This window comes from Paenibacillus sp. KS1, from assembly GCF_001680695.1.
GTDB classification, from domain to species: Bacteria; Bacillota; Bacilli; order Paenibacillales; family Paenibacillaceae; genus Paenibacillus_B; species Paenibacillus_B suaedae.
The window spans coordinates 45481-67728 of the sequence record NZ_MAIS01000009.1 but is presented as its reverse complement, the minus strand read 5'-3'; the positions used below and the strand labels follow the sequence as shown (position 1 = coordinate 67728).

Here is a 22248-nt window from a genome sequence, read left to right as displayed (position 1 = left end):
TAGAAAGGAGCGGCGAAATTGAACGTTTATAAATGCAGCCTGTTCGTCAGAAACGACGATTTCATAGTCAAGGATCATCGGGTTCATCAAATTCCCATCATGCCAGGCGTCACGTTTTTGGACATACTGTACCGTTTTCTCATATCCAAAGGCTATAATCCCGAGCAGTTGGAAGTTCGCAACATTTTGTTTATGGAGCCGATTGCGACGAGTGATCATTTCGATAAAAAGATAGAAATAACGTTGGAACCGCAGGGAGAGTATTGGAAAGTGGTTGCTAAGAGCAAAAAGGTGGTCGGTGACAAGGTTATTGATTCGGAGGTATCTGATAACTTGCAGTGCGAAATTCATCTGCGGACTGACCCAGTTGAAGCGCAAGGAGCGGCATCGGTTGACATAGATGCTCTGAAGCATCGAGCCGAGTCGGTGAGAGACTTGGAAAGCGTCTATGAAGTGATTCGGAATTCGGATATTCACCATGATGACTTTATGAAGCTGCGCGGACAAGTATATGAATCGAAGGCTTATATTTTGGCTGAAGTGGAATTGGGGGATACGGCTCGACCGTATCTCCATTTTTTTCATTTTCATCCTGCTTATTTGGATGGAGCTACATGTATGCTTGGCGTTCTTATGTCCTCTTACATGAATGAAACTCCAGACGGCGCAAAGCCGTTTATTCCTTTGCATATGGCATCATTTAAGACGCAAGGCCAAATGGGAGAGAAGGGATACTTTCTTGTCCGCAAGGACTCATTTACGATTTCAGCCACTGGTGATATTACATACGTTGATATCGAAGTGCTTAATAAGGAAGGCTTGCCAATAGCTTTCTATAACAGGCTGGGTACAAAAAGGGTCCGTTCCGATAACTTGCTGCAGAGCTTGCTTCGGACGACAGATGCCAAGCCGGAAGAATTGTCATGGAATTCATCAAAGGACTCTTTTCTACAGAACGCTCAAAATGAACTGGCTACTGCCGCCGGAGAAAAGCAAACTACGCCTACTGAACAGAGGCTTCGGACAATCGTGGCCCAGTTCCTGCAGCAGCCGGAATCATCACTCGACCTGAACCGGGGCTTCTATGATCAAGGACTAAACTCAAGAGATCTCTTGGATATTGTAGCTCTGCTTGAGCAGAGGTTTGATTGTTCTCTTTACCCTACGCTTTTGTTTGAATATGCGAATATAAAAGATTTGGCACAGTACATGGATCATAACCACGGCGATTTGATGGAACGGGTGGAGTGCAGCGAATTGGGAAGTGGAATGATGGAAATCGAGGATAGTGGGGAACTTTCTGAATCCGAAACAGTTTTTTATAGACCGATATGGAAGGCAGAAGAAGCCCCTGCAAACAGAGGACGAAACATTCGTCGAATATTGGTATTCGATATTGATAATGTCCATGCAGATGCGCTCATAAGGGAACATTACGATGTTGTCTTGGTTAAACAAGGAGATGTGTTCGAACAAACGTGCAGCGATAGGTTTGCGATTTCTCCTAGGAATGCTGCTGATTATTTCGCTTTGATTGAGAATTTGAAACATGCAGGCTGGTATCCCGAAGCAGTTCTTCATTTCTGGTCTCGGATAGGGATCGACAAACAAGTTAAGGGAAATCCTTCTGAAATAGAACTTTTCGCTTATTCCGTGTTGCAGCTCACTTTAGCTTTGTCATACTTGAGACTCGAACAGCCAATTTCTTTTATTTGCGGGTTGAACGCGGTGACGGATTGGACAGAGCCGCAACAGCTGGCAGTAAGCGGCATGACTCGAGTGCTGCAGAAGGAACATCCGAAGCTGCGGTTCACCATAGCGCATATTTCTGAATCAGCCAAGACTGGATCTTGGATTAGACTTCTATCTAAAGAATGGACGGCAATCAAGGAGAGGCATGAAGAAGTACTTTTTATGGATAATCGAAGGCATCTAAAAGTCTTGCAAAGAGTCGATATGTCCAAAAGGGAATCAACGGATCCGTTTGTAAAGAACGGAGTTTATTTAATTACTGGAGGAATGGGTGGTCTCGGCTATTTATTTGCTCGAAAATTAGCGGCGAAATATCAGGCGAAACTTATTTTAACGGGCAGAAGCGCTTTATCTGAGGAAAGAATGGAGCAACTGCAGCAATTAGAGGAGATGGGAGCGGAAGCTTGCTACATCCAGAGCGATGTTTCTGTGCGGAGTGCTGTGGCTCAACTGGTACGCACGGCTAAGGCGCGTTTTGGTCATATTGACGGCGTTCTTCATGCGGCCGGGGTGCTCAGGGATGGGATTTCCGCGGATAAGCGTATCGATGAATTCGAGGAGGTATGTGCTCCAAAAATCCTTGGCAGCGTGTATTTGGATGAAGAACTGCAGGAAGAGCATTTGCATTTTTTTGCTGTATTTTCTTCAGTCACATCGCTGATCGGCAATATTGGACAGGTTGATTATGCGTATGCCAATCATTTCATGGATCATTATGTCGGAATACGTGAACGCTTGCGGCTACAAAAGAAAAGGCATGGCAGAAGTTTAGCTGTTAGTTGGCCGCTATGGGAGCAGGGCAGCATGCAAACGACTTTGCGCAACAAGAAGGTGATGGCCGACAAGGGGATGGCGGCTCTTGGCATTGATGCTGGGTTTTCCGCTTTTCAGAAGGCTCTACAAATGTCGGAGACTCATATATTGGCGCTTGAGGGTGATAAGCACCGATTCGAACAGCATCTCGATTATTGGATCGCGCCCGAAAAAGAGGAAGGTATTCAATTGGATACCAGTCCAATTACGATTGGCTTTGAAGGGGAGACAGATCAGGATATAGCAATTATCGGTCTCGCGGGAAGATATCCAATGGCGGATGACATTTCGGAATTTTGGGCTCATTTGGCTAATGGACAGGATTGCATCACAGAAATTCCTGAGGAACGCTGGAACTACACGAAACATTACCACCCAGATCGAAACCAAGCGGGAACGAGTTATGGCAAATGGGGCGGATTTATAAGCGATGTTGATAAATTTGACGCTCTCTTTTTTAATATTAGCCCCAAAGAAGCCGAACTTATGGATCCCCAAGAACGAATTTTTATGGAGACGGCCTGGCATGCCCTGGAAGATGCGGGGTACACGAGAAAGCGGATCGATGGAAAGCGGGTGGGCGTATTCGTCGGAGCAATGTGGGGACAGTACCAGCATTACGAGGGGATGGATCGTGGCGCTGCTACGTATCCGACGTCGGTGTTTGCTTCGATTGCGAACCGGGTATCGTATTTTTTAAATCTTACCGGACCTAGCATGGCAGTTGACACAATGTGTTCTTCATCGCTCACGGCAATTCACTTAGCCTGTGTTAGTTTGCTGCATGGAGAGAGCGAGCTGGCTATTGCGGGGGGAGTAAATCTCACTTTACACCCGAGAAAATACAAGGTACTTAGCCAAGGGCAGTTTTTGTCAAGCGATGGACGATGCCGGAGCTTTGGAGAAGGCGGAGATGGATATGTTCCCGGCGAGGGAGTAGGTGCGATTCTGCTAAAGCCTTTGAACAAGGCAATTGCCGATAACGATCTTATTTACGGGATTATTAAGGGTACTTCGCTAAATCATACAGGAAAAAGCAGTGGTTATCATGTGCCTAGTCCCCAATCCCAATGCAGCGTAATTTCTGACGCAATTCGAATGGCACAAATTCACCCGGAAACGATTAGCTATATTGAAGCACATGGTACGGGGACGTCACTAGGGGATCCGATTGAGCTTGCAGGGTTGGTTAAGGCATTTCGGCAATATACGGATAAGCGTCAATTTTGTGCAATAGGGTCGGTAAAGTCCAATATTGGACATTTGGAATCGGCCGCGGGAATTGCCGGTATAACGAAAATATTGCTCCAGCTAAAGCATAATAAGTTGGCTCCCTCCCTCCTTCATTCAGATAAAGAAAATGCAAAAATTAATTTTGTGGACTCTCCTTTTTATGTACAAAAGGAACTTACTGATTGGCATTTATCCAAGGTGTCTGAGGGAACGAATGTGCGAAGAGCCGGTATCAGCTCATTTGGTGCCGGAGGAGCGAACGCACATGTCCTTATCGAACAGTTTACCGCCGGAGCTCTGCCACGGAAAAACAAAAGTCCTAGAACATTTTTGTTCGTGCTGTCAGCCAAAAATAGAGACCGGTTAATAGCCTATGCGAAAAAAGTAAGGAAATTTTTATTAGAAGAGCCGCTAACCGATGAGCAAATTTCGGATATTGCTTATACGTTCCAAACGGGCCGGGAGGAAATGCCGGAACGACTGGCTATCGTAGCATCGGACAAAGAAGGAATCCTCAAAGGACTGCTGGATTACGAACAGGGTCACAGCGAAGGAGAAAATCTCTTTAGCGGCAATATCATGAATAGTTCCGACTTGAGTGAAGATGAAGCTTTAATGATGGACGACCCTTGCCGAAAAAGCGAGCAGCTATTGGAATGGGCGAAAGTGTGGGTTCGAGGCTATGAGCTGCCTTGGGAAAAATTATACACCTACGATATCCCTCAACGTGTGTCGGTACCCGGTTATCCGTTTGCAAGAGAGCGTTATTGGGTGGAGGCAAAAGGAAATGAAGGCAATGACCCTGAGTTGGTTATTCATCCTTTTGTTCACTACAATGTGTCCACATTGAAGGAACATAAATACCGTTCAATCTTTAATGGCTCCGAATTTTATTTTGATCATCACCGGGTAGGGGGCAAAAAGATTCTACCAGGCACGGCATTTATTGAAATGGCACGCGCAGCTGGAGAAGCTGCTTCGGAGCAGACTATCATTACGATGAAAAACATCATCTGGGAAAATAAGCTCGAGATCGCAAATTGTCCAAAACGGGTCGAAACGGTTATCTATCCGAAAGCGGACGGCATCCGATTTGAAATCCGTGCCGAGCGAGACGGAAGTGATGAAGAAGATTGTATCTTTGCTTCTGGGGAAATGCATACGGAAAAGGGCTCGCGAGCGCCTGCAAGAAAATTCGACATAGGAAACATCATGGAGCGCTGTCCATTCACATTTACACGGACTGAAATTTATCCGTATTTCACGGAAATCGGCATCGACTATGGCGAGAAGTTTACCGCGATTGACAGTATGCACATTGGTGACGGTGAAGTCGTTTCGCGTTTAATCATCGAATCAGATGGTCGAGACAAATATATGCTGCATCCATCCTTGCTTGACGGAGCGATGCAGTCTGTAGCGGGACTTATCGGAATTAAGGACGGAAAAAAAGGACGACCATTGCTGCCATACGGGGTGGGATTGATAGAGATTTATAAGCCTTTACCCTCTCTTTGCTATACGTTGGTTCAGCAGCGGGGGGATTATGATCAGCAGGCGTCCGGTCTAATGAAATGCGATATCACAGTGCTTAATAAGGACGGAGAAACGCTAATCGCCCTGAAGGACGTATCCTTCAGAAATGATCTTCGGTATCTCACGCAACTTGAAGATCCATCTAGTTCTGATTTCAAGGACGAAGCGTTGCGAGAGTTGCTTATAAAACTCGAAAATAAAGAATATACGCCAGATGAAGTTGATCGATTAATGGAGGAGTTGTATGGATCGCCTAAATAGAAGAGAGATTCTCTCGTTGTTGGCATCAGGGCGCATCAATTCGGAGGAAGCGTATCAGCGGCTGCGGACGACGGAGCTTTCTGCGCCGCAAGAGATGAAATCTTTACCCGCAACTGATGAGGATCATTCAGTCTCCCTGCTACAGCATATCGAGCGTTTTCTAATTCGCATATTTGCCGAGGAAATCAAGCTTGATGACAAGCGAATCGATGTAAGGGTACCGTTTGAACAATACGGAATCGATTCTCTAATGGTGACACGGCTAAATAAAATGCTGGAAAATCAGTTTGGCGAACTTCCCAAAACTTTATTTTTTGAATATTCGAATATAAGCAGGTTAGCGGAATACCTCGTCAACAATCATGGGGCTGCCTGCGCTCAATGGTTTTATTCTTGCGAAGAATGCATACCAAACACTTCCTCGAATCTTTCTGTTTCCGATTCTGCGCAGTCTCTTGAGGATATGCAGACGGAAAGGGAAACGGCCCATCATGTTTCTGCAAAATTGGTAGAACGATCGGGTGAGATTGCGATTGTCGGGGTGGACGGAAGATACCCTATGGCAGACAATCTGCTTGAATTTTGGGATAACCTTAGTAACGGGAGAAATTGCGTGGAAGAGGTTCCGCCAGAACGGTGGGAAATCGAAAGATACTTTGATCCAAATAAAGAAACCAAAGGTAAGAGCTATATTAGGCATGGCGGCTTTATTCGTGAACCTGAAAGCTTCGATTCCATATTTTTTAATATTTCTTCGAGAGAAGCAGATCTCATGGATCCTCAGGAACGGATTTTTTTGGAGACTGCTTGGAATACGCTAGAGGATGCAGGCTATACGAAGCAGAGTCTACAGAAGGATATAGTTGGAGTCTTTGTTGGAGTTATGTATGGGCAATATCAGCTGTATGGCATGGAACAGGCCGAATGCGGATTCCAGCTCCCGAATTCCGTATTTGCATCAATTGCTAATCGCGTTTCCTATTTTTTTGATTTTCACGGTCCCAGCATGGCAATAGATACGATGTGTTCTTCTTCTTTGACTGCTCTCCATTTAGCCTGTGACAGCATACGAAAAGGGGAATGCACGGTAGCACTTGCAGGGGGCGTCAACTTGACGCTTCACCCGAATAAATACATTCTATTGAGCCAAGGCAGGTTCGCTTCCTCAGAGGGGAAATGCCGCAGTTTTGGTGAGCAGGGAGACGGATTCGTTCCAGGCGAGGGTGTTGGTGCAGTTCTTTTGAAGCCGCTGGAGCAAGCGGTAGCAGATGGAGATCAAATTTATGCTGTAATCAAGGCAACAGCGATCAACCATGGTGGTAGGACGAACGGATATTCTGTTCCAAGTCTCAACGCTCAAGCGGAATTAATCAAACACGCCATACAAAAAGCAGACATACCGGTGGATAGCATTAGTTACATCGAGGCTCACGGTACAGGAACGTCCTTGGGTGACCCTATCGAAATCGCAGCTCTGCGCAAGGCTTTTCAAGAAACCGGAGGCAGTACAGCGTGCCGTATAGGCTCGGTAAAATCAAACATCGGGCATACGGAATCGGCGGCAGGTATTGCGGGAGTTACCAAAGTGCTGCTGCAAATGAAATATAAAAAAATGATTCCCTCCCTTCATGCGGAAGTAGTGAATCCGAATATCGATTTTCATGGATCCGGCTTGCAGGTGCAGACCAAGTTTGAAAATTGGAACCGGGGCGACTATCCGCGCCGGGCTGGAATCAGTGCTTTTGGGGCGGGCGGTTCAAATGCACATGTCATCTTGGAAGAGTATTCTCCACCGCATAGCCCGGAGCAGCACACGAACGAAGGAGAAGCGCAGCTCTTTGTGATCTCAGCCAAGAGCGAGAACGCTTTGCGCGCCTACATTAAAATATTTATTTCGTTTTTACAACGCCAAGACTGTCCGTCATTGCGTCGCCTTGCTTATGTGCAGCAAACCGGAAGGCAGGCAATGGAGCACCGTGCCGCCTTTATTGCATCGAAGAAAGACATGTTAGTTGCACAAATGCAATCATTTTTGACTGGCGAGCAAGTTAAAGACGTATATGCAGGCAGCGTAATGACTTATGCTGCTGATTCTCGGGAAGCGGATACGAAGGCTATGATGGCTCAACAACGAATCATGCAGGCTATCGAGCAAAGAAATTACAGTCTTATCGCTTCTGCTTGGATAGAAGGCAAGGAAATTCCGTGGGGAAAATTGTACGAGGACAGTGGGCGAATTGTAAAAGTTTCATTGCCCACCTATCCTTTTGAGAGAAAGAGACACTGGATAAAACGGGGGAAAGGAACTGAGCAGCTCATTGAAAAGGCTTCCGAAGCTGAGTCTGTGCCTGCGTTAGCGCCAATCTATTGCGTTCCCAAATGGGAGCCCTTCTATCTGAATGAAGCGTTCGGCAGAGAAGCTAGAGGGAGCACAATTCTTTGTATATTCCCTTCCGGACAGGAAAATTGGGCAGAGGCAATAGATCAGCAATACCTCCGGCACAATGAAGTTTTGCGAATTCGTCTCGGGGTGCTGGATGCTCGAGTAAGCCAAAGGGAGTGGGAAATTTCACTTGCATCTACAGACTCCTTTAAGGAAGTGCTGAAATCGATAAAGCGTCCCGATATTGTATTTCATTTCGGTGGAGTGAGCGGAGAAGACGACGCTGTGCTGGACAATGTCCGTCTTGCAGAGGCTCAACAGCTAGGGCTTTTGTCCGTTTTCCGATTCGTTCAGTCAGCCAGCGAGCTTCGATGGAGCAATGCTCCGCTTCAGTTGTGCATCGTCACGGCAGGAGCCCAGTCGCTGCGCCCAGAAGACCCGATATATCCCGTACATGCAGGGCTGCTCGGATTTTCGAGATCATTAGCTAAAGAATTCGGGCAATGGACCATAAGGGCTGTGGATCTTCCATTTCAGGCTGTGTCTGATAGCGAGCTTGCCAAGGTGAGTCATTGGATTGAGCTAGTCGCGGGGGTGTCTAATCATCCCGACTGCGGGGAAATCGCGGTTCGCGGCGGCAGGTGTTACGTAAAGATGTTAACACCCGCAGCAGACCAGGTGATCGATCAGCAACACGCGCCGATGTTCCGACAAAACGGGGTGTACCTCATAGTTGGCGGGGCAGGGGGCATTGGATTTGAATTAAGCAAGCATTTAGCCAGAGAATATCGAGCCAATATCGCTTGGATTGGGCGGAGTCCGCTGGATGCACGGATAACGCGGCAAATTGAAGCTATCAGGGATCAGGGGGGACAAGCTCTGTATTTCCAAGCCGATATTTCCAACTATGCCGAAATGAACAGAGCTCTGCACGCAATTAAGGAGCGGTTTGGTCGTATCAATGGTGCGATTCATTCAGCAATTGTGCTGAAGGATCGGCTGATTGAGTTTATGGATGAAACCGAAATGCAGGCGGTTTTGGCGCCTAAAATGTCTGGAGCAGTTACGTTGTATCATGTGCTTCGAAACGAAGATCTGGATCTAGTGCTGTTTTTTTCGTCGGCGCAGTCATTTTCGGGGAATGCTGGCCAAAGCAACTATGCCGCTGCCTGCACGTTTAAAGACGCCTTTGCCCATTATTGGCGCCAACGCGGATCTACTCCAGTAAAAATTATCAATTGGGGTTATTGGGGAAGCGTGGGGATTGTAGCGACTCCAGATTACAATAGGAAGCTAGCAGAAGCTGGACTATATTCGCTTTCTCCTAGAGAAGGGATGGAAGCGATCACCTATATTTGCGGCATCAACAGGGCGGATCAGATGATGGTAATCAAAGCAGAGTCGAGTTTGCTGCAAGAAATGGGTATTCGCATTGATGACAAACTGCCTTCCTTAGATCTGGATTATACGCGCCATATTCGCAATGGGACTGATCGGCTTAATCAGTTGAGCGCATTCGTACTTGCTGAAGCGTTTCAAACTATGGGCATTTTTTCTGGCGGCAAAGGCCGGTATACGAAAAAGCAGCTAAAAGACAAGCTCTGTATCGTTCCCGGCTATGATCGATTGTTCGACGAACTAATCGACATTTTGTTGGAGCATGATATCATCCACGGCAATGGTTATATGTACGATTGGAATGAGTCTGCATTCGTCAGTAATGAATTAAGAAATCTGGATCGATCGATCCTTCAATTTATTGAAAATTATCCGGAGCTTGAAGATTATATCCGACTAGTGTCTGTATGCGCGAAGCACTATGCCGGCATACTCTCCGGGAAAACGCCAGCAACGGATATTTTGTTTCCAGGCGGGTCACTCGATCGAATCAAAGGCATCTATCGCGGGAATCAGGCAGCCGATTATTTCAATGATTTGGTATTGAATAGAGTGATTGCTTGGATTGAAGCCAGAAAAGACAGTTTGCCCCCTGGTAAACAGTTGAAAATCTTGGAGATCGGAGCTGGTACGGGGGGCACGAGCGCATCTATTCTCAAAGGATTGTCTTTATATAAAGAGATGATCCGATACACCTATACGGATATTTCTATTGCGTTTGTCAATCACGGAAAAAAGGAATTTGGCGCCGATTATCCATTTGTGAATTTCAAAATTCTCAATATAGAGGAAGATCCGGTGAAGCAAGGTTATCATCTGGAAGATTACGATTTGATTTTGGCGACTAACGTGCTTCACGCGACGAAAAACATGACGGTTACGTTAAGACATGTGCAGCAGCTGTTGTCCGAGCAGGGAGTGCTTATTGTCAATGAAGGAACGGAGCGGCAAAATTTCTTAACGCTTACGTTCGGGTTGCTTGATGGCTGGTGGCTTTATGAAGATGAAAACATTCGCCTGAAGAGCTCTCCTCTGCTTTCGGCTGATATGTGGTGCTCGCTGCTTAATCATTTGGGATTTGCCGATGTTGCAGTGCTGGGGACTAACAATTCGGAGCAGCGTGGTACTGGACAGCATGTCATCGTAGCCAAGTCTTTTTTACGTAAACATCAAGAGCTGACTATTGAGAGCCATGTCACTCAGAATCCCGACATGAAGCTGGAATCGCTAAAGCACGCAAAAGATGAAATAAATCTTGTATCCGCAACAGAGTGCATGGAGGCGGCCATTATGGACAGCCTGTCCGAAGTGCTTGAGGTCGAGAGGGAACGCTTTGATATCGATGCTCCATTTACTGACTTCGGGGTAGATTCGATTTTAGCGGTGGAAATCATTGAACTAATTAATGCAAGACTCCAAATGTCGTTGAGGTCGACGGACTTGTTTAATTATGCAACGATTCGCCAGCTAACCGAGTACCTTTGCAAGCAGTGTGAGGATTACCGGTTGTTCGAAGAGGCAGCCAACAGCCGACCTTCCCCGCCAGAGGCTATGTTAATTGAAGATGTTGCGCAAGCCGGAAAGAGAATGGACATTGCAGTTATAGGCATGTCCGCACAAATGCCCGGGACTCGAAATATAAGGGAATTTTGGAGGAATATTTGCAGCGGAATTTCCAGTGTGAAGGAAATCGATCGATGGTCTATGGATTCGTTTTATGACCCCGACCCGGAAGCTGTAGGTAAAAGTTACAGCAAACATGCGGGGCTTATGGAAGATGCGGATAAATTCGATCCAGCATTTTTCAATATTTCTCCAGCTGAGGCGGAATTCATGGATCCACGGCAGCGCTTATTTTTACAAGAAGCATGGAAAGCAGTAGAAGATGCCGGATACAGCATGAGGCAAATGGAGGGAACAAAATGCGGTGTTTATGTCGGTGCTGGTTCCGGTGATTACCATAAATTAATGGAGGGTTATCCCGAATGTCAGGATAGTCATGCATTTATGGGGAATAGCGATGCTATTCTTGCTTCTAGAATTTCATATTACTTGAATTTAAGAGGACCCAGCATGGCAATTGATACAGCTTGCTCTTCCTCTTTGACGGCCGTTCATTTAGCCTGCGAAAGTATTCGAAACGGGTCGTGCGAGATGGCGATTGCTGGAGGCGTGGAAGTGTTGGCCACACCTCAATTTCATGTGCTGGCTAGCAAAACGGGCATGATTTCTGCCGATGGGGCGTGCATGACATTCGATCGGCGAGCCAATGGATTTGTACCGGGTGAAGGAGTAGGCGCAATTCTGTTAAAGCCACTTGCCACTGCGCTGAAGGATGGAGATCATGTATATGCCGTAATAGCTGGTTCAGCCATGAACCAAGACGGAAAAACCAATGGCATTACAGCGCCGAGTGCTCCTTCTCAAGCAGCATTGGTATGCGAAGTATACGATACTTACGGAATCGATCCTGAGAGCATCGGCTATGTGGAGGCGCACGGAACGGGGACGAAACTGGGGGATCCGATTGAAATCGATGCTTTATCGGATGCTTATAAACGATATACATCGAAGACATCGTTCTGCGCAATCGGCTCTGTAAAGACGAACATAGGCCACACACTGGCAGCGGCTGGTATCGCAGGGCTGATTAAAATAATACTTTGCATTGAGCAGAAGCATCTTGTGCCATCGCTTAATTATAAAGAAGCCAACGAATTTATTCATTTTGAGGACAGTGCCTTTTATGTCAATACGGAACTGCGCCCATGGAAAGTCTCAAAGGGGAGTCCAAGGAGGGCGGCAGTCAGTGCATTTGGTTTCAGCGGCACGAATGTGCATATGGTTGTGGAAGAGCCTCCTTTGATACCAAAAAGGCCGCAGAAGCCGGTAGGTCCTCAGTTGATATTCATATCGGCGAAAACGGATGCCGCATTGCGGCAAAAAGCGGCGGATTTGCAGGCGTGGATGGAGCGGGAAGGACATCATTATGATTTGGATGATATTGGCTTTACCTTAAACACAGGAAGAGACCATTTCCCGATTCGCTGCTGCATGCTGGTACAAGATGGGGCCGGTTTAATTGACAATTTAGAAAAAGTAATCCGCGGTGAGAATTCGCAACACATTTATCGCCTTAATCCGGCTGAACGGAAGGTTAAAATGGAGCCATCCACGATTCGGGAAGGGGAGCGCTTTTTGAAGGTTTTGACCCAGTCAACGGATCTGTCTAGTCGATACGAGATACTTCGTACCTTAGCGGAGATGTATATTCACGGTTGCGATTTGCGTTGGGAGGAGCTGTATCCGGGAGAGCGGCCTTTAAAAATTTCGCTTCCCGCATATCCTTTTGCCAAAGAACGCTATTGGTTTGATCCTAATGCGCATCATGCTGCGCCTTCTATGAAGTCGGCGGAGAGCCTGCATCCTTTAATCGACAGCAACATTTCCTCTTTGTACGAGCATAGGTATGAGAAGATATTCACTGGCCACGAATTTTATTTAGCTGATCATGTTGTATTTGGGCATAACATACTGCCTGGTGTGGCGTACTTGGAAATGATGCGAGCCGCGGCCGAATTGGCATCTGACCAGAGGATCTTGCAGTTGAGAAGTGCGGTTTGGGCTAGTCCCATTCAAATGGGCTCCCAACCTCGCAGCGTTTATGTCGGATTGCGTGAGGGAGATGAGGGCTTATTGGATTGCGCGGTATACTCCGTACGGAAAGACGGCAGCAAGGACATGCATTTTCAGGGAAAATTGAGCATCGGCAAGAGCGGAAGCGGTGTGCAAAGGGAGCTATCGGTTGATTTAGGGGTCATACGCCAGCGCTGTACGATGAATTATTTTACTGGTAGGGAGTTGTACTCCCTCATAAGCGCCAAGGGATTAGAACTTGGTTCCCGCTTCCACGCCATTCAACAAGTGTGGGGCAGCCCGATGGAAGCTCTTGCGAAGCTGCAATTGCCTGATGAACTGTGCCAGCAATTTGACCAATATGTCCTTCATCCGATCCTGATGGATGCTGCGCTGCTATCCATTGCCGGGATTAAGACCGAAGAGGGAAGAAATCAGCTATATATACCATTTTCACTGGGGACGCTCGAAATTATAAGGCCAATGTCTACCTCCTGTTATGTTCATGTCACGTTAGCGGATAGGAGCTCGGAAATTGATTTTCGTGCGACCAAGTTCAATATTGTCATTGCAGATGAACAGGGACGAGTAGCTATCCAGATTCGTGATTTTCTTGGCAGGATTGTGGACAAGCAGAGGATGCAGCTGCAAACCGAGGATATGCGTGATAAAGAACTGTTGAATGTATTCCGCAAAATATATAGCGGAGAACTTGATGTTCATGCAGTTGAGTCTATTACGGGAGTGAGCAAGGTATGAGCAGACAATACGAGTTAAGCGCCATTGCTGACATGCTGAAAAGCCGGAAAATTACTCCTGAACAAGGCTTGGCGCTCTATAAAAAGCTTGACTTGACTAATTCGGAAGCAAATGGGGGGATCAGGAAAGAACCTTCCATTCTTCTTTATCGGCAGCATTGGGCGGAAAGTCGACTGGATGTGGAAGTGGAGACAGCGTCTCCGCTTCTGCTGATTGGTCACGATTCGCAACGATTGCGTCGTATCAATGCCTCAATTGAACATGTAGAAGGTATGATTAATAAGGTTGTTTCCGCTTGTTTCGGAGAAAGATTCGAGGAGCTTGACGGACAAGGCTTCGTTATTGCCCGAAACAATGAAGCTGATCTTCATTCGCTGTTTTCCATTTTGGAAAACCGTTTAGAAATATTACCTTCGAGGATCGTATATATCGCGCCGCAATGGGACGGAGAATTAGCAGAAGCTGCAGCTGCTTCTTGGGCCTATGAAATGATGTCGCTTTTTTCTTTCGTGAAAACGGCTATACGACGACAGCCTTCGCGACAAATACAATTTCTATATGTATTTTCAGATACGCAACAGGGAGCAGCGTTTCATCAGGGGATGAACGGGTTCCTGAAATCAGTGAAGGCCGAGCATCATTCATTTTTAGGGCGTACGATTTCTTTTGCAGCTTCCGATGATACGATGCTGGCTAGTATTATTATGGGTGAGCTGGCGTGTTCAGATCGAAATCAAACAGAAATTCGTTATATAGAAGGCACTAGGTGGATTAAAGAGCTGCGCGAAGTCACCGGACAGCCGATGGAGGTAACAACTACGGCCTGTCCGAAGCTACGAGAGAATGGTGTATATGTTATAACTGGCGGTGCAAAAGGTATTGGTTACCTTGTTGCTCGGCATTTAGCAAAAAAGTATAGGGCCAAGCTCGTATTGGCTGGCAGATCTCGCAGCACGGAAGTAGAGGGAAGCATAGCAGAACTTCAATCCTATGGCTCGGAGGTTATTTATGTCGAGGCGGATGTAGCAACTAGGGAAGATGCTTATCGACTCATTGCCACAGCCCGAAGCAAGTTCGGGGCTTTGCATGGCATCATTCATAGCGCGGGCTCAAATAATGATTCGCTTTTGATTAATAAGAAAATAGAAGAGAGCCTAAACATTTTCGGCTCTAAAATACGGGGAACTATTTATTTGGATGAAGCGTCAAAGGACGAATCTCTCGACTTTTTTATGTTGTTTTCTTCACTTGCATCCATATTTGGCAACCGCGGGCAGAGCGATTATGCATTTGCTAACGGATTTATGGATGAATATGCGCGTTGGCGTGATAGCCTGCAGCGCGCAGGGAAGACAGTATCAGTTAATTGGCCTTTCTGGGAAAATGGCGGAATGAAGCTCGAACAGGACACAAAAGATTATTTATCGAATGTGCTTGGTTTGCATTCATTGAGCGATCAGGACGGAATGTTGATTTTTGAATGGCTGCTGACGCAATCTGATTGTCAAGCGGTTGTATTGACAGGCAATCGAGACAAAATCACAACACAAATTAAAGGCGGGAAAAGGCAGCAGCATTCAAGGGGGAATGTTGCGGAAGTGCTACGCCAAAAGGATGACTTCTCACCTTCCGATAAAGAACTGCAGGGAAAAGTGAATCGAGATCTGACTAATTGTGTTCATGAACTGTTAAAAACCGACTTGAAGCGCATTGATCTTGATTCAGAACTCAGCTCCTTCGGATTCGATTCTATCACTTTGACAAGGTTCAGCAACCGTTTGAACGGACTGTACCGCTTGGATATTATGCCCTCGATATTTTTCGAGTTTCCTACTCTGCGGGCGCTTTCTGGATATTTCATATCTGAACATAAGGAACATTTGTGCAGATATTATGGTCTGTCTTCCTTCCCTCCTGAGATGGAGGCGCATGCATCTGTTGCCGAGGCGCCGCCAGTAAATCGAATCGAAGCAGAACAAGTAGAATCGTTAATCCCGGATACGGAAGAGAAGGACGTGAACACATTCGAACCGATTGCCATCATCGGAATGAGCGGCATGATGCCGCAATCGGACAATCTGGACGAGTTTTGGGAACATTTGCGCGACGGACACGATTTGATTACGGAGATCCCCCCCGACCGTTGGGATTGGCGCGAATACTATGGAGATCCAAAAGAGGAAGGCAACCAAACTTATGCAAAGCATGGTGGATTCATGAGAGAAGTCGATAAGTTTGATCCGCTTTTCTTCGGCATTTCGCCGAAAGAGGCGGAACTCATGGATCCGCAGCAAAGACTCTTTATGAACGCAGTTTGGCACGCTATCGAAGATGCGGGATATCGGGCTTCTGATCTGGCTGGATCCAGAACTTCGCTTTTCGTGGGCGCAGCTACGCAGGATTATAATGAAATATTAAAAATGAGTGTACCTAACTTGGAGCCCCAATCCCTGACCGGCATGACGCATTCAGTCCTGGCCAACCGCATTTCGTATCTACTTAATTTGCGCGGGCCGAGCCAACCTGTAGATACAGCTTGCTCCAGCTCCTTGATCGCGATCTATCAAGCGGTGGAATCGATTCAACATGGAGGCTGCGTGATGGCGATAGCGGGTGGAGTAAATGTGATGCTTACTCCAACGCTTCATATTTCTGAAAGCAAAGCGGGGATGCTGAGTCCTGATGGCAGGTGCAAAACATTTGATGACCGAGCCGATGGTTACGTGCGAGGTGAAGGGGTTGCAGTTGTATTGCTGAAACCTTTGCGTAATGCCGTGAGCGATGGCGATCATATCTATGCCGTCATTAGAGGCAGCGCGGTAAATCATGGAGGACGCGGGAATTCCTTAACAGCCCCAAATCCAAATGCACAGGCTGAATTGCTCGTAGAGGCTTACGAGAAGGCAGGCTTCGCTCCAAATACCGTCAGTTACATAGAAGCGCATGGGACTGGAACGAGTCTTGGTGATCCAGTTGAAATAAACGGGCTCAAGAAGGCATTTGCAATACTGCAGAAAAAACATGGGCGGATGCCGGCAACTAAACAGCATTGCTGGATCGGTTCTGTGAAAACGAATATCGGGCATCTGGAAACCGCGGCTGGGATTGCGGGAATAGTTAAGGTTCTGCTTGCCATGAAGCATGCAACGATTCCAGCCAGTCTTCATATGAACAAGTTGAACCCATATATTCGATTGGACGATGGTCCGTTCAAGATCGCTACCCAAACGATACCATGGGATCCGATAAAAGATGATCGTGAACGGGCTATACCAAGGAGAGCTGGTGTCAGCTCATTTGGATTTGGCGGCGCCAATGCCCATATCGTTCTGGAGGAATATGTTTCGGCCAAGAAGCGCGTGCATGATAATATCGATGGGCGAGCTCAAATTATATTACTATCGGCTAAAAATGCAAACAGACTACGCGCGTACGCCCACAGCTTGGGGGTGTACGTAGATCGGTTGCTGGAAGCCCGCTCAGCCGCATGCAATGACTTCACAGAGCCGTTGCTGGCCTTTTTGGCCGAAGCTACGGCCGAAATTTTAGGTATTCGTCAGCAAGATATTTCTTCCAATGAACAATTTACGGATTTGGGACTCGATCCCGTGCATATAAGTCGCTTGGCTGGCATGATTAGCGAGCGTTTCGAATTGGAGATGCAAGCATCCATATTGGCGAATTGTGCAACATTGCATGAGTCAGCCGTTTATTTGCAGCATCATTATGGACGGAGCCTACAAAAACATTTTACAGGGGCTGGTCGGCCTACTCGATTTGATGAACCCTCTATCGGAGATATTGCATATACACTTCAAGTTGGAAGAGAAGCTATGGAAGAGCGCTTGGCATTTGTTGCATCCGATCTTTCCCAAATGAGAGAGGCGCTTTTTGCCTATGCATCAGCCGAAGCTTGTCATGATACTGTTTATGTGGGGAACTCGAAAAAAGGAAATCTCCTTTGTGATCTTCTACTGGAGGGCAGTGAAGGAGAACAATATTTACACAGGTTAATCAAGGATAAAAAATATGCGAAGCTGGCACAGCTTTGGGTGGTGGGTGTGTCTGTCGATTGGAAAATGGTTCATATGGGAAGGGAGTCCCGAAGGGTTTCACTTCCTGTGTACCCTTTTGCCGCAGAAAGATATTGGATTCCGCAAGTGAAGCACAAAGAGAAACCGACCGTGGTAACAAAATTGCACCCGATGGTTGGGGAAAATATATCGACGTTGGATGAGTTTAAGTTCTCTACCAAGTTTAGCAGTTCGGATTTCTTTATTCGAGATCATATTGTAAATGGTGCCCCAATGTTTCCTGGTGTAGCGTATTTGGAGTTGGCTAGAGCAGCAGGAGACTTGGCTTCCGGGCGTACTGTATATGGATTGCGAAATGTTGTTTGGGCCAAGCCTATCATCATGGAAGGTAGAGATTGCCCGATCCATACACGCCTAAGCATAAAATTGCCACAGTCGGGTTCAGTGGAATTTGCGATATCCACGGAGAATGAAATACATGCTCAGGGCAAACTGGTATTTGAGCCCGTTACACAAAGCGACGAGATTATAGATATCGAATCCATTAAACGTCGCTGCACGGTTTCTATTACTGGCAGAGAGTGCTATGAAGCTTTTTCCTTGATCGGATTTCGCTATGGAAATGCAATGCGGTCGATTCAGCGTATTTCAGGAAACGAAACAGAGGCAATTGCGGTTCTATCGCTGCCTAAAGAACTGCGCGGAAGCTTTCTGGATTATGTGCTGCATCCGGCATTAATGGACGGAGCGCTGCAAACCGTGGAAGGATTGATGAACGAAGGTTCTGAGTCGAACGTATCAACGTATTTGCCGTTTTCTGTGGGTGCTGTCGATATATTGCATTCCTTATCTGAGACATGCTATGTACACGTTCTGATGAAGACAGCATCTTCCGCTAGCGGCACTAAGAAGTTTACTATCGTTATCGCGAATGAATCGGGACAAGTGGCAGTAAAAATAGATGATTTCGCGGTGCGGGCTGTACGCGACGACGTGCGATCGCCCTCGGTTGTTTATTTAAAACGACAGTGGGAAAAAAGCGATAGAGACGATTCAGAAACAGCTATGACCCGACTTAACGAAGATGTTCTCGTATTGGCGCCAAATCGGGAATTTATTGAGGCTTCTAAATGGACGCACTATGCGAAGAGGGTTGTCTATTTGCTGCCTGGCCAATCTTTTGGACATATTGGAAAGAGCATATATGAAGTTAATCCGGGCTCTGAAGCGGACTATGATCAATTATTTCAAGTCCTGCGGGATGATGGGATTACTCCCCGCAAAATCATACATCTGTGGATGCTGAATAGAGACGGCGATGAACGTGCAGACCTTCTGATGGAGTTGAAGAAAAGCTTCTACTCCGTATTTTATATGTATCGCTGTTTGTTCAGAAAAAGGCAGCCAATCAGCTCGGATATGATTTATGTTACAGGCAATGATCATGCCACGGGGATTACGTCTCCTGTTGCAGCAGCGACTTATGGATTGTTGAAAACGCTTTCCATTGAGAGTTCAAAGCTTTCCTTTAAATCAATAGAAATAGGAGCATCTGAGTTGCAGGGCGACGTACTATCTATAGCGATGCGGGAACTTCTATACAGTGAAGATGCAGGTAAGGCTATCCGATATGCGGACAGTGGAAGGTATGTCCAAAAATTGCAGCCGGAGAAAGAACAGTCGTTAGTTCCTCGTAATGTCGTCTTTAAGCATCATGGAGTATACGTCATTACAGGAGGTGCCGGAGGCATTGGTCAACACATTTCTGAATACTTAGCCGAACAATATCAAGCGAAGCTAGTACTGGTAGGCAGATCCGATCTTAGCGCCGATCAAAGAAGGAAGATTGATCGCATAGCGCGACAATATGGCACCATAGTTGAGTACAGGAAGGCAGATCTTGCGCAATCTGCTGAAGTTCGCAAGTTGATTCACGAAATAAAATCGGGATTTGGTCAAATTAATGGCGTGATTCATGGGGCTGGAGTAATACAAGACAGCCTTGCGTTGATGAAATCGCCTGAGCAGATCGACAGCGTGCTTGCTCCAAAAGTATACGGCACGATGAATTTGGATAAGTCCTTGGCTGACGAGCCATTGGACTTTTTCGCCCTGTTCTCTTCGGTATCGGCCGTGACTGGAAACCGTGGACAATGCGATTATGCTTTTGGAAATGCATTTATGGATCATTTCATGCTGCGGCGCGAGCAGTTGAGACAGCTCGGCCAAAGGCAAGGCCGAACGGTCACTATTAATTGGCCACTATGGGAAAGCGGCGGCATGCGTGTTGAGGAACATCTGTTGCGCATTATGGAAGAAGAAGCGGGACTTGTGCCCTTACCGACTAAAGAAGGAATCGCCGTATTGGAAGAAGCGCTCGCCTCAGACAGAACGCAGACGATTGCATTGTTCGGACAGAGGAGGAAGATTGTAGCAGCATTATCTCGCAGCGTATCGCCTCGGTCTAACGAAAGTGAAAATTTCGTTGCATCACCAGCGCATTCGGAGAAAGACTTCGAACGGGATATCACTCAAATATGCGCAGAAGCCCTGAAATTAAACATTACAGATTTTCAGCCTGAAGACGATTTAAGCGAATACGGTGTGGATTCGGTGACGATGATGGCGCTTTTGAATCGGTTAGAGCATCATTATGGGGAAACGATCGATCCGAGCGTGATTGCCGAGCATCGATCAATCCGTGGAATTGCCCGTTACTTAACGGAAGAATCGAAAAGTTGGAATGTAATGCGGAATCATGAAACAGTATCAAACGTTGTCATGCCTGAGTCTGTACTTGGTGTGTGGGAATCGGCTGTTACGGTTCCTCGTGGTAATGAAGAGGAAGAACGTCGGAAGGCCCAACAGGAGGACGGTCGTAAGCACGGAAGCTCTGGTGTACAGGATCGCAGGATCGCCGTTATCGGGATGGCGTGCCGCTTCCCTGGATCGGACAATCCCGAGCAGTACTGGGATAATCTTCGCCAAGGGAAAGATTTGGTGACCGAGGTTCCCGGTGAACGCTGGGATGCCGAGCTCTATTATGACAAGAACAAAGCCGAACCGGGGAAGTCGTACTCGAAGTGGGGAGGCTTTATCCGTCATGTGTTCGACTTTGATGCCGAGCATTTCGGGATTGAATCGAATGATGCTTTGATTATGGATCCACAGCATCGAATCATACTCGAGCTGGCTGAAGAGTTGTGGTCTAGAGCGGGCTACCAGAGGGATGAAGCCGCCAACACGAGTACCGGGGTGTTTTTAGGTGGCGGAGCCAGCTCATATGTGAAAATTTCAGATCCGGGGCTTGCTGACGAGTATTATAAGCGCTTAGTGGTCAATTCCATTCCTAATATGATGGCCGCTCGAATTTCCGACTATTTTAACCTGAAGGGAATATCTCAAGTTATAGATACGGCATGTTCCTCATCGTTGGTCGCTATTCACCAGGCTTGCCAATCTATTGCTAACGGAGAAATAGACATGGCTATCGCTGGAGGTATTGAACTGTTGCTTGATCCTTCTGTCTTTATTGCTTACAGCAAAGCGGGAGTGCTTTCTGACGACGGAAAATGTTACGTCTTTGATGAACAGGCAAAAGGATTCGTCTTGGGAGAAGGTGCTGGACTTATTCTGCTGAAACATTATGAAACAGCATTGGAGGATGGCGACCCCATTATTGGGGTTATCGCTGGTTCGGCTGTAAATAATGACGGGAAAACGATGGGGCTTACCGTACCTAACATGGAAGGGCAGAAGCAAGTGATTCAGATGGCGTTGGATAATAGTGGAGTCCGACCAAATGAGATCGGGTACTTGGAGGCGCACGGCACTGGTACGCTCTTGGGTGATCCTATTGAGATTCGGGCAGCCACGCAGGTTTTTCGTTCTTATACGAATGAGACCCAGTTCTGCGCGGTCGGTTCAGTTAAGTCGAATATCGGACATTTGGCAAGGGCTGCGGGAGCCGCCAGCATAATTAAGGTTTTATTGGCTCTTCAACATAAAGAACTCCCTCCAACAATCCATTGCCATAGTCCGCATCCGAGGTTCAAGTTCGAAGAATCACCGTTCTACCCGAACCGTTCCCTGCAAAAGTGGGGCGAGAATGGCTGCACTAGAACAGCAGCAATTTCTTCGTTTGGATTCGGGGGAACCAATTGCCATATTATTGTTCAGGAGGCTCCGGACAGGGAGAGACAAGCTGAGAGATCTCCGCTTGCCGTGCACTCGTTCAACCGGAGAACTTACCGATTGAAGACTTCTCCATCTCGAAACTATCATGTGGATGAAACCCCTAACAATCAATCGATTGAACCGAATACCGATCTAGACGCGATAGCTAAAGTACTGGATGAATTGGAAAAAGGGAAGCTTGATATTGAACGGGCGACACAAATTATTGAGAGCCGTCAAATGAACCGGGGGTGAGTTGGTGAGGTT

Annotated in this window: 3 protein-coding genes; all 3 read left to right on the top strand. The window is 46.8% G+C overall.

Annotated features, from left to right (window positions below; all coding sequences use genetic code 11):
• The first annotated feature begins 18 nt into the window (after nucleotides 1–18).
• The 3 genes from BBG47_RS04965 to BBG47_RS04955 are packed head-to-tail and all read left to right on the top strand — an operon-like array spanning nucleotide 19 to nucleotide 22236.
• The gene (locus tag BBG47_RS04965) at nucleotides 19–5595 is read left to right on the top strand and encodes an SDR family NAD(P)-dependent oxidoreductase (protein WP_065290795.1); all 5577 of its coding nucleotides are present in this window, start codon (nucleotides 19–21) and stop codon (nucleotides 5593–5595) included.
• Nucleotides 5579–13771 carry an SDR family NAD(P)-dependent oxidoreductase gene (locus BBG47_RS04960; RefSeq protein ID WP_065290794.1) on the top strand — a complete coding sequence of 2731 codons (8193 nt, stop codon included), beginning with the start codon at nucleotides 5579–5581 and terminating at the stop codon, nucleotides 13769–13771. The genes BBG47_RS04965 and BBG47_RS04960 overlap by 17 nt, the downstream gene beginning before the upstream one ends.
• The gene (locus BBG47_RS04955; RefSeq protein ID WP_065290793.1) at nucleotides 13768–22236 is read left to right on the top strand and encodes an SDR family NAD(P)-dependent oxidoreductase; all 8469 of its coding nucleotides are present in this window, start codon (nucleotides 13768–13770) and stop codon (nucleotides 22234–22236) included. The genes BBG47_RS04960 and BBG47_RS04955 overlap by 4 nt, the downstream gene beginning before the upstream one ends.
• Nucleotides 22237–22248 lie beyond the last annotated feature (12 nt).

What these genes read in the sequence shown, in the direction of transcription:
- BBG47_RS04960 (WP_065290794.1), top strand. Translation starts at nt 5,579, where the DNA reads ATGGATCGCCTAAATAGAAGAGAGATTCTCTCGTTGTTGGCATCAGGG.
- BBG47_RS04955 (WP_065290793.1), top strand. Translation starts at nt 13,768, where the DNA reads ATGAGCAGACAATACGAGTTAAGCGCCATTGCTGACATGCTGAAAAGC.